Source organism: Thermohalobaculum sp. (genome assembly GCF_058622915.1).
This window is the reverse complement of the sequence record NZ_JBZSYN010000153.1, coordinates 1-9,820: the sequence shown is the minus strand read 5'-3', so window position 1 is coordinate 9,820 and position 9,820 is coordinate 1. Positions and strand designations below refer to the sequence as shown.

The 9,820-nt window shown below is 69.7% G+C and carries 8 protein-coding genes; 2 read left to right on the top strand and 6 right to left on the bottom strand.

Annotation, left to right across the window (positions count from 1 at the left end):
* A partial coding sequence (locus AC32QD_RS11965; RefSeq protein WP_492010731.1) for an LOG family protein occupies positions 1-226 on the top strand: 226 nt, incomplete at its 5' end.
* An 86-nt stretch (positions 227-312) separates the two neighbouring features.
* Here the strand turns inward: AC32QD_RS11965 and AC32QD_RS11960 are convergent.
* From AC32QD_RS11960 to gltX, 6 genes are all read right to left on the bottom strand, one after another.
* A complete protein-coding gene (locus AC32QD_RS11960) occupies positions 313-927 on the bottom strand; it encodes a superoxide dismutase (protein ID WP_492010730.1) in 615 nt (204 codons plus the stop codon).
* 106 nt (positions 928-1,033) lie between these two features.
* On the bottom strand, positions 1,034-1,396 hold the full coding sequence (locus tag AC32QD_RS11955; RefSeq protein ID WP_492010729.1) for an Mth938-like domain-containing protein: 363 nt from the start codon (positions 1,394-1,396) through the stop codon (positions 1,034-1,036).
* Between the two features lie 35 nt (positions 1,397-1,431).
* Positions 1,432-4,062, bottom strand: coding sequence for a protein translocase subunit SecD (secD, locus tag AC32QD_RS11950; RefSeq protein WP_492010728.1), 2,631 nt, complete (start codon positions 4,060-4,062; stop codon positions 1,432-1,434).
* Positions 4,063-4,101: 39 nt separating this feature from the next.
* A complete protein-coding gene (gene yajC / locus AC32QD_RS11945) occupies positions 4,102-4,437 on the bottom strand; it encodes a preprotein translocase subunit YajC (RefSeq protein ID WP_492010727.1) in 336 nt (111 codons plus the stop codon).
* 197 nt (positions 4,438-4,634) lie between these two features.
* The gene (gene gltA / locus AC32QD_RS11940) at positions 4,635-5,942 is read right to left on the bottom strand and encodes a citrate synthase (protein WP_492010726.1); all 1,308 of its coding nucleotides are present in this window, start codon (positions 5,940-5,942) and stop codon (positions 4,635-4,637) included.
* Positions 5,943-6,045: 103 nt separating this feature from the next.
* Positions 6,046-7,458 carry a glutamate--tRNA ligase gene (gene gltX / locus AC32QD_RS11935; protein WP_492010725.1) on the bottom strand — a complete coding sequence of 471 codons (1,413 nt, stop codon included), beginning with the start codon at positions 7,456-7,458 and terminating at the stop codon, positions 6,046-6,048.
* 71 nt (positions 7,459-7,529) lie between these two features.
* Here gltX and AC32QD_RS11930 point away from each other — a divergent pair, with 71 nt between their 5' ends.
* Positions 7,530-9,689, top strand: coding sequence for a ComEC/Rec2 family competence protein (locus tag AC32QD_RS11930; protein WP_492010724.1), 2,160 nt, complete (start codon positions 7,530-7,532; stop codon positions 9,687-9,689).
* Positions 9,690-9,820: the final 131 nt, after the last annotated feature.

The window sequence follows — 9,820 nt, the reverse complement described above, 5'->3', positions numbered from 1 at the left end:
GCCCGGCACGCTCGACGAACTGATCGAGGTGCTGACCTGGCGCCATCTCGGCCTGCACGGCAAGCCGGCCTTCCTGCTCAACAGTGAAGGCTACTGGGATCCGCTCTTGCGCCTGTTCAGCCACATGATCGAGCAGGGCTTCGTCGGCGAGGCGTTTCTGGACTACCTGAGCGTGGTCGACACGGTCGAGGAGATGATGGCCGCGCTTTCCCGCGCCCTTCCTTGAGGCGGGACCCCGCGCCGGACCTTGGGGCCGCGCACGACAAGGCCCCGGGCGCGCGGCCCGGGGCCTTTACGCTGTTCTCGCCGGGCTCAGCCGCCCGCCTTTGACAGGCGCTCGGCGACGTTCTCCCAGTTCGCCAGGTTGTTGACGAAGTTCTTCAGGTAGTCCGGCCGTTTGTTGCGGAAGTCGATGTAGTAGGAATGCTCCCACACGTCGCAGCCGAGCAGCGCCTTCTGGCCAAAGCACAGCGGGTTCACGCCGTTCTCGGTCTTGGTCACCTTCAGGCTGCCGTCCTTGTCGACCACCAGCCAGCACCAGCCCGAGCCGAACTGCCCGCCGCCGGCGGCGCAGAACTCCTCCTTGAACTTGTCGACCGAGCCGAACGCGTCCTTGATGCGCTTTTCCAGCTCGGAGGGCATGCCGCCGTTCCTCGGGCTCATCATCTGCCAGAACTGCGTGTGGTTCCAGTGCTGCGCCGCGTTGTTGAAGATACCGTTCTGGGCGACGGCGCCCGCCTTGTAGTTGCCCTTGACGATCTCCTCGAGCGGCTTGCCCTCCCACTCGGTGCCCTGAATCGCCTTGTTGCCGTTGTTGACATAGGCGTTGTGGTGGATGTCGTGGTGGTACTTGAGCGTCTCCTCCGACATTCCCGCGTCGGCCAGCGCTGTGTGCGGATACGGCAGGTCGGGAAGTTCGAATGCCATGATCGGTCCCCTTCTCGTTGGGTGAATTCGTGCGGACTCGTCCGGGGGGCGTCGAGCCCCTCGCCTCGCAATATAGGCGGAACCGGATGATGCGAAAGGGGGCGCGTCAGAGGGCCACGAGCACCGCCGCCACCCGGCGGCCCTCGCCCAGGAGCAGGTTGTAGGTGCGGCAGGCGGCGTCCGTGGACATCGGCTCGACGCCGAGCCCGGCCTCCTCGAGCACCCTGCGCGCGGCCCCGCTCAGGGGCGCGAAATCGGGCCCCTGGCCGATCAGCACCAGGTCGATCTCGCGTGCCTGGGCCAGCACCGGCGCCAGCGCCTCCGCCCCGACCGGGCCCTCCATGCGCTCGACCCCGGCCGGCGAGACGATCAGCGAGCCGGCGTGCCACTCGCCCTCGATGCGGAATCCGCCGGGTCCGTAGGAATCGATGCTTAGCCCACGCCGGGGCGTGATCTCGTTGAGGCGCATTGTCTCGCCCTCCGGGGGCGCTCGCGGTGTTTCGTTCAGACCTGGGCGCCGCCGAACTGCACGCCAGCCTTCTTCTCCCTGCCGCTCGTCCATTCGCGCTTGACCCGGAACCACAGCAGCAGCGGCGCCGCGACGAAGATCGACGAGTAGGTGCCGACCAGGATTCCCCAGATCATCGCGAAGGTGAATCCGCTGATCACCTCCGGGCCGAGGAAGTACATCGCGACCAGGGCGATCAGCGTCGTGCCCGAGGTCATCAGCGTCCGGCTCAGCGTGTCGTTGACCGACAGGTTCAGCAGTTCCGGCAGCGCCATCTTCTTGTATTTTCGCAGGTTCTCGCGGATGCGGTCATACACGACGACCGTGTCGTTCAGCGAATAGCCGACGATGGTCAGGATCGCGGCGACGATCGAGAGGTTGAACTCGATCCGCATGATTGCGAACACGCCCATGGTCAGCGAGACGTCGTGCACCAGAGAAAGCACCGCGCCCAGGCCGAACTGCCACTCGAAGCGCAGCCAGATGTAGATCGAGATGGCCGCAATCGCCAGCGCGATGGCCTCGAGCCCCGCTCGCAGCAGCTCGCCCGAGACCTTCGGGCCGACCACCTCGGTGCGGCTGACATGGGCGCCGGGAATTTTCGACTGCAGCGCGTTGCCGACCTTCTGCGCCACGCTCATCTGCGCGTCGCCGCCTCCGGGCTGCTGCTGCACCCGCACCAGCACCGCGGTGGGCGAGCCGAAGCCCTGCACCTGAACCTCGCCCAGCCCCAGGCCATTGGCGACGCTGCGGATCTTGGCCAGGTTGGCGGGCTGTTGTGTGTGCACCTCGAGCATCGTGCCGCCGCGGAAGTCGATGCCGAAGTTCAGCCCCATGACGCCCACCAGCACGCCCGAGACGACGATCAGCGCCGCCGAGCCCGCGGCGAACGGGATGCGCCAGCGCATGAAATTGAACCTCGGCGCCTCGGGCAGCAGGCGCAGGAAGCCGAACCTGATCGTCTTGGGCCGCGTGCGCCGGATCCAGCCGGCGATGATCAGCCGCGTGACCCAGATCGCGGTGAACATCGAGGTCACGATGCCAAGCCCCAGCGTCACCGCGAAGCCCTTCACCGGGCCCGAGCCCATGCCGAACAGGATGATCGCGGCGATCAGCGTGGTGATGTTGGCGTCGACGATGGCGCTCCAGGCCTGCTCATAGCCGCGTTCGACGGCGCGCGCGACGCCCTTCGCGGATTGGAGTTCCTCGCGTATTCGCTCGTAGATCAGCACGTTGGCGTCGACCGCCATGCCGATGGTCAGCACGATGCCGGCGATGCCGGGCAGCGTCAGGGTCGCGCCCATGACCGACAGCGCCGCGAAGATCAGCGCGATGTTGAGCAACAGCGCGACATTGGCATAGAGGCCGAAGCGCCCGTAATAGGCGCCCATGAAGATGACCACGGCGATCATGGCGATGATCGAGGCCCAGCTCCCCTCGCGGATCGAGTCGGCACCCAGGTTGGGCCCCACGGTGCGCTGCTCCAGCACCTTGATCGAGGCGGGCAGCGCGCCCGAGCGCAGCAGGATCGCGAGCTCGGTGGCGCTCTTGGCCGTGAAGTTGCCCTCGATATAGCCGGCGCCGCCCAGGATCGGGCTCTTGATGCGCGGCGCCGAGATCACCTCGTTGTCGAGCACGATGGCGAACAGCTTGCCGACATTGGCCGAGGTGTAGTTGCCGAAGATGCGCGCGCCGGCGGTGTCGAAGCGGAAGTCGACCACCGGCAGGTTGGTCTGGCGCGCGAAGCCCAGCTTCGCCGAGACCAGATGCTCGCCGGTCAGCACCGGCCGGCGCTGCAGCAGGTAATAGGTCTTGCCGTCGCTCGAGGGCAGCACCATCTCGTTCGGGCCGGCGGTCATGGGCTTGGAGTCCATGCCCTTGACCTCGTGGAATGTCAGCTTTGCCGTGCGCCCGATCAAGCCCAGCACCTCCTGGGCCGATCCCACGCCCGGCACCTCCACCAGAATCCGCTTCTGGCCCTGGCGCTCGATGGTGGGCTCGCGCGTGCCGGCCTCGTCGATGCGGCGGCGGATGATCTCGAGCGACTGGGCGACGGTGCGGTTGGTGATCGCGGTGATCGCCGGCTCGGTCAGGCTCAGGCGGTAGGTCTGGGTGCCGGAAACATGCTCGACGTTGAGGTCCTGCTCGCCGCCGCGGAAGCCGAAGCCGCCGCCGACCGGCTGCGCCAGGCTCTCAAGCGCCTGCTTCGCCTTGGCCATGTCCGCGGCCTTGGTAATGGTGACGCTGACGTGGTCCTTGCCGGCGGTGAGATCGGTGAAGCGGTGCACGCCCGCCTTCACCAGCGTGTTGGGCACGTCCGAGCGCAACTGCTGCATGCGCTCGGCGACCACCTCCTGCACCTGCACCTCGACCAGCAGGTGCGCGCCGCCGCGCAGGTCGAGCCCCAGGTTCACCACCTGGCTGGGCAGCCAGGAGGGCCATTGCGCCGCCTGCTTGCGCAGCGCGGCGGGCACCGGCTTGTTCTGGTTCTCGAGCCGGCTGATCTTGGCCAAGGCGCGGTCGGCCTGGTCGACCCGGTTGTAGAAGAGGTTCGGCATCGCGAGGATGAGGCCAAGCAGACAGATGCCGAGGATCAGCACCCGCTTCCAGGTAGGAAAATAGAGCATCGCGCCTTCCCGTTCAGTCCCGGAGCAGTTCCGTCCCGATCACCCCTGCTCCTTGGCGGGCTCGGTCTTCGACATCACCGCCGTTATGGTCGAGCGGATCACCGTCACCTTCACCTCCCTGGCGATCTCGACCTCGATCTCGTCGCTTTCGCCGACCTTGGTGACCTTGCCCACCATCCCGCCGGCGGTGACCACCTTGTCGCCGCGGCGCAGGTTCGCCACCATCTCGCGGTGCTCCTTCGCGCGCTTCTGCTGTGGCCGAATCAGCAGGAAGTAGAAGATCACGAAGATCAAGATCAGCGGGATCAGCGAGGCGATGAAGCTCCCGTTGCCGGCTCCTCCTGCGGCCTGGGCGTAGGCGGGCGTGACAAGCATGCGTGGTCCTTCTCGTCTGGCGTGCCGGGCGGCCCGCGGGAGTCGGTCCGGGGCCAGGGAGCGAAGAGATCACGGGGCATATAACCGGTGGCCCAAATGGGCGCAAGAAGGGCTGCGCACGCACGCGGGCCGCCACAAAAGATGAGGGGCGCGGCCGTCCGCCGCGCCCCCCGGCAAGCTCGGATGTCGCCAGGCCGTCAGCCCTCGCGCGACTCCACGTCCACGTAGTCGCGCTCGGTGGCGCCGGTGTAGAGCTGGCGCGGCCGGCCGATCTTCTGCACCGGGTCCTCGATCATCTCCTTCCACTGGGCGATCCAGCCCACGGTGCGGCTGAGCGCGAAGACCGGCGTGAACATCGAGGTCGGGAAGCCCATCGCATCGAGGATGATGCCCGAGTAGAAGTCCACGTTCGGATAGAGCTTCTTCTCGACGAAGTAGTCGTCCTCGAGTGCCACCTTCTCCAGCGCCTGCGCGGTCTGCAGCGTCGGGTTGTCCTCGACGCCCAGAAGCTCGAGCACCTCCTTGGCCGTATCCTGCATGACCTTCGCCCGCGGGTCGTAGTTCTTGTAGACCCGGTGGCCGAAGCCCATCAGGCGGAACGGATCGTCCTTGTCCTTGGCGCGCCTGACGTATTCGGAAACCTTGTCCGGCGTGCCGATCTCGCGCAGCATCTCCAGGCAGGCCTGGTTGGCGCCGCCATGCGCCGGGCCCCACAGGCTGGCCACGCCCGCGGCAATGCAGGCGAACGGGTTGGCGTGCGACGAGCCCGCGAGCCGCACCGTCGAGGTCGAGGCGTTTTGCTCGTGGTCCGCGTGCAGCATCATGATCCGGTCCATGGCGCGCGCCAGCACCGGGTCGACGATGTACTCCTCGCACGGAACTGAGAAGCACATGTGCAGGAAGTTCGCGGCATAGTCGAGGTCGTTGCGCGGATAGATCAGCGGCTGGCCGATCGCGTATTTGTAGGCCCAGGCCACGATGGTCGGCAGCTTGGCGATCATGCGGATCGAGGCGACCTCGCGCTGCCACTCGTCGTTGATGTCGGTGGAGTCGTGGTAGAAGGCCGACATGGCGCCGACCATGCCGCAGACCACGGCCATGGGGTGTGCGTCGCGCCGGAAGCCGCGGAAGAAGTACTGCATCTGCTCGTGCAGCATGGTGTGGCGGGTGACGCGGTTCTCGAAGTCCTCCATCTGCTGCGCCGTCGGCAGCTCGCCGTAGAGCAGCAGGTAGCAGACCTCGAGGTAGTGGCTGTTCTCGGCCAGCTGGTCGATCGGGTAGCCGCGGTAGAGCAGCTCGCCCTTGTCGCCGTCGATGTAGGTGATCTTCGACTCGCAGCTGCCGGTCGAGGTATAGCCGGGGTCGAAGGTGAAGACCCCCATCTCCTTGTACAGACTGCGAATGTCGATCACGGACGGTCCGACCGACCCATCATAGACCGGGAGGTCGCAACTCTCGTTTCCCAGCGTGATGGTCGCGGTCCGGGTGCTCGTATGGTCCTGCATGAGCGAGTCCTTTCCTCATTGCCGGCGCGACTCCGTGGCGGGTCGCCGCCATCCGGTTCGCGCTCGTCTGCTGCCGGCGGGCGCGTGGCTTTCAGTTGGTCAACTAGGCCGCCGCGCCGATATCGCCAAGGCGGGCGAGGGTCTCGTCGCGGCCAAGAGTCTCCATCACGTCGAACACGCCGGGACTGACGGTCCGCCCGGTCAGCGCGGCCCTCAGCGGCTGCGCGATCCGGCCCAGCTTGACGCCCTGCTCCTCGGCGAAGGCGCGGGTCGTCTCCTCCAGCGAGTCCGACCGCCACTCGCTAGCATGTTGCAGGCGCACAGTCAAACGGCCGAGCAGCGCGACGGCCTCCGCATCCAGTGCTTTCGCCGCCTTCTGGTCCGGGCGAAAGGGCCTTTCAGACAAAATATATGAAGCTATATCAGAAAGCTGTTCCAATGTCTTTGCGCGTTCCTTGAGGCCCGGCATGGCCTGCAGCAGCATCGCCTTGCGCCGCGCGTCCGGCGCCGGCTTGTTGTGCGCCGCAAAATAATCGTCGAGCGCGTCGACCAGCGCCGCGTCCGCCGCCGCGCGCATGTGCATCCCGTTCAGGCTCTCCAGCTTGGCGAAGTCGAAGCGCGCCGGCGAGCGGCCGATCTGCTCGAGCCCGAACCACTCGATCGCCTGGTCGGTGGTAAAGAACTCGTCATCGCCGTGGCTCCAGCCCAGCCGCGCCAGGTAGTTGCGCATCGCCCCGGGCAGGAAGCCCATCCGGCGGTAGGCATCGACCCCCAATGCGCCGTGGCGCTTGGACAGCTTCGCCCCGTCCGGCCCGTGGATCAGCGGGATGTGGGCGAAGGCGGGTACCTCCCAGCCCACCGCGCGGTAGATCAGCGCCTGCCGCGCGGCGTTGGTCAGGTGGTCGGTGCCCCGGATCACATGGGTCACGCCCATGTCGTGGTCGTCGACCACCACTGCCAGCATGTAGGTGGGCGAGCCGTCCGAGCGCAGCAGGATCAGGTCGTCGAGGCTGCTCGCCTCCCAGGTCACCGTGCCCTGCACCCGGTCCTCAATCACTACCTGGCCCTCGAGCGGCGCCTTCAGGCGCACGGTGTAGTCCGCGCCCCGCGGCTGCTCGGCCGGAGGCGTCTCGCGCCAGGGGCTGCGGAAGATCGGCGCCCGGCCCTCGGCACGCGCGGCCTCGCGGAAGGCGTCGATCTCCTCGCGCGTGGCGAAGCACTTGTAGGCGGTGCCGCGCGCCAGCATGTCGTACGCCACCTCGGCGTGGCGCGCCGCCTGGGCCGACTGGCTGACCGCCGGCCCGTCCCAGTCGAGCCCCAGCCATCTCAGCCCGTCATAGATCGCCTGCGTCGCCTCGGGTGTCGAGCGCGCCCGGTCGGTGTCCTCGATCCTGAGCAGGAACCTGCCGCCATGGTGGCGGGCGAACAGCCAGTTGAACAGCGCGGTGCGCCCGCCGCCGATGTGCAAGAACCCGGTGGGCGAGGGCGCGAAGCGGGTAACGACGTCTGCGCTCATCTGTACTTAACGCTTGGTTAACGGACGAGGCCGCTTATGGGCCGGAGCGGGCTGATCGGACCGGGGCCGTTATGGAACAGGTGGTAGCGGCGCACAAGGCTCGCGGCCGGGCCGGCCTCTACCAGGCGTTCTGGCGGGCCGAGGCGCGCCGCGCCGTGTTGTGGCTGCCGGTGGCGATGGGCGCCGGGATCTGGCTCTATTTCGCGCTCGACCGCGAGCCCGATCCGGCCTGGTGCGCGCTTGCCGCCGTGCCGCTCGCGGCGCTGGCCGGCGGCCTGGTGCGCCACGCCGGGCTCGCCGCCCTGGCGCTGGCGCTCGCGCTCACCGCCTTCGGCGCCGGCTTCGCGCTGGCCGTTCTCTCCGCCCATCGCGCCGCCGCCCCCGTGCTGGCGGCCGAGACGCAGGCGACGCTGGACGGCCGGGTGCGCAGGCTCAGCCGCTCGGCCTCGGGCGCGCCGCGCGTGCTGCTCGACCGGGTGGTGATCTACGGGCTCGAGCCGCGCGAGACGCCGGCGCGGGTGCGCGTGACCCTGCTCGCGGCCGACCGAGCCCATGCGCCCCGGCCGGGCGCGCGCATCCGCGTCTTCGCCCACCTCTCGCCGCCCGGTGCCCCGGTCGAGCCGGGCGGCTACGACTTCCGCCTGCGCGCCTGGTTCGCGCGGCTGGGTGCCGTCGGCTATGCCCGCGGCCCGGCGCTCGGGCTCGTGGCCGCGCCGCCCTCGGGCCCGCTCGACCGCTTCTCCCTTTGGCTGGCGCGGCAGCGCCTGGCGCTGTCGGACGCGCTGGTGGCGCAGATGCCGGGCCGGGCCGGCGCCTTCGCCGCGGCCATCGTGGTCGGCGACCGCTCGCACATCGCCAAATCCGACAACGACGCGCTGCGCGCCGCCAACCTGGCGCACCTGCTGGCCATCTCCGGCCTGCACATGGGGCTGCTGACCGGCCTTGTCTTCGCCGCCATGCGGCTGGGGCTCAGCCTGCCGCCCGGCTGCGGCGGTACCCGCGCCAGGAAGCTGGCGGCGGTTGGCGCACTTCTGGCGGGGCTGGGCTACCTGGCGCTCTCGGGCGCCACGGTCGCCACCCAGCGCGCCTTCGTCATGGTGCTGGTCGGTTTTGCCGCCGTGCTGCTCGACCGCCGCGCGATCACGCTGCGCGGGCTCGCGGTCGCCGCTATCGTTGTGCTGGCGATCCGGCCGCTGAGCCTCCTCGACGCCGGCTTCCAGATGAGCTTCGCCGCCACCGCCGCCCTCGTCGCCGGCTACGAGGAGCTACGCCGCTGGCGCCTCGCCCGGCCGCCGCCGGCGCCGCGCCGGCGCGGCCCGCTCGCCCGGCTGATCCGCGGCGCGGCCTGCTACGCCGGGGCGCTGGTCTTCACCAGCCTGCTCGCCGGGCTTGCCACCGCGCCCTATGCCGCGTTCCACTTCAACCGCGTGGCGCTCTACGGCCTGCCGGCCAACATCGCCGCGGTGCCGACGATGGGCCTCATCATTGCACCCGCGGCGATCGCCGCCGGGGTGCTGGCGCCCCTGGGCCTGCAGGGCCCGGCGCTCGGCCTCATGGGGGCCGGGATCGACTGGGTGCTCCGGGTCGCCCACGCCGTCGCGGCGCTGCCCGGGGCCACGCGCTGGGTCGCATCGGCGCCGGGCGTGGTGCTGGTGCTGATCTCGCTCGGCGGGCTGTGGCTGGTGCTGTGGCGCGGCCCCTGGCGGCTGGCCGGGCTCGCCGGCATCGCCGCGGGGCTGGCGATCTGGACCCAGCCGGCCCAGCGCCACGAGCTGCTGATCGCGCCGGGCGGCCGCCTGATCGGAGTGATCGGCGCCCAGGGCCGCGCGCTCGACCACGCCCGCGCCCAGTCCTATGTCGCCCAGACCTGGCTGCGCCGCGATGGCGACGGCGCCGCGCAAGAGGACGCTGCCGTCCGCCCCGGCCTAAGCCGCGGCCGCGGCTGGTCCTCGGCCCGGCTGTCGAACGGCTGGCGGCTCGAGGTCGTGCACAGCCGGCACATCGCGCCCGGCCGGCTCGAGGCGCTGTGCCAGCCGCGTACGCTGGTGGTGGCCCGCTACGGGCCGCCTCTCGACGGCCCCTGCAAGTATCTGGGGCAGGCCGCGCTCACCCGTCTCGGCGCCATCGGCGGCGACCCGGCGGGCAAGGAGCTGCGGCTGGTGCCCGCCCGCGACGCCACCCGCCGGCGCCCCTGGCAGGGCGGCGCCGGGGCCATCCCCGCCGGGCGATAGCGCCGTTACCCTGCGCGCCCGCGCCCCAGGGGCAGGCCAGGGGCAGGCCAGGGGCAGGCCAGGGGCAGGCCAGGGGCAGGCCAGGGGCAGGCCAGGGGCAGGCCAGGGGCAGGCCAGGGGCAGGCCAGGGG

Bases quoted from the DNA above. Each gene is read 5' to 3' on its own strand.
- secD (WP_492010728.1), bottom strand. From the start codon at position 4,062: ATGCTCTATTTTCCTACCTGGAAGCGGGTGCTGATCCTCGGCATCTGT.
- AC32QD_RS11930 (WP_492010724.1), top strand. From the start codon at position 7,530: ATGGAACAGGTGGTAGCGGCGCACAAGGCTCGCGGCCGGGCCGGCCTC.
- AC32QD_RS11960 (WP_492010730.1), bottom strand. From the start codon at position 927: ATGGCATTCGAACTTCCCGACCTGCCGTATCCGCACACAGCGCTGGCC.
- gltX (WP_492010725.1), bottom strand. From the start codon at position 7,458: ATGAGCGCAGACGTCGTTACCCGCTTCGCGCCCTCGCCCACCGGGTTC.
- AC32QD_RS11955 (WP_492010729.1), bottom strand. From the start codon at position 1,396: ATGCGCCTCAACGAGATCACGCCCCGGCGTGGGCTAAGCATCGATTCC.
- gltA (WP_492010726.1), bottom strand. From the start codon at position 5,942: ATGCAGGACCATACGAGCACCCGGACCGCGACCATCACGCTGGGAAAC.
- yajC (WP_492010727.1), bottom strand. From the start codon at position 4,437: ATGCTTGTCACGCCCGCCTACGCCCAGGCCGCAGGAGGAGCCGGCAAC.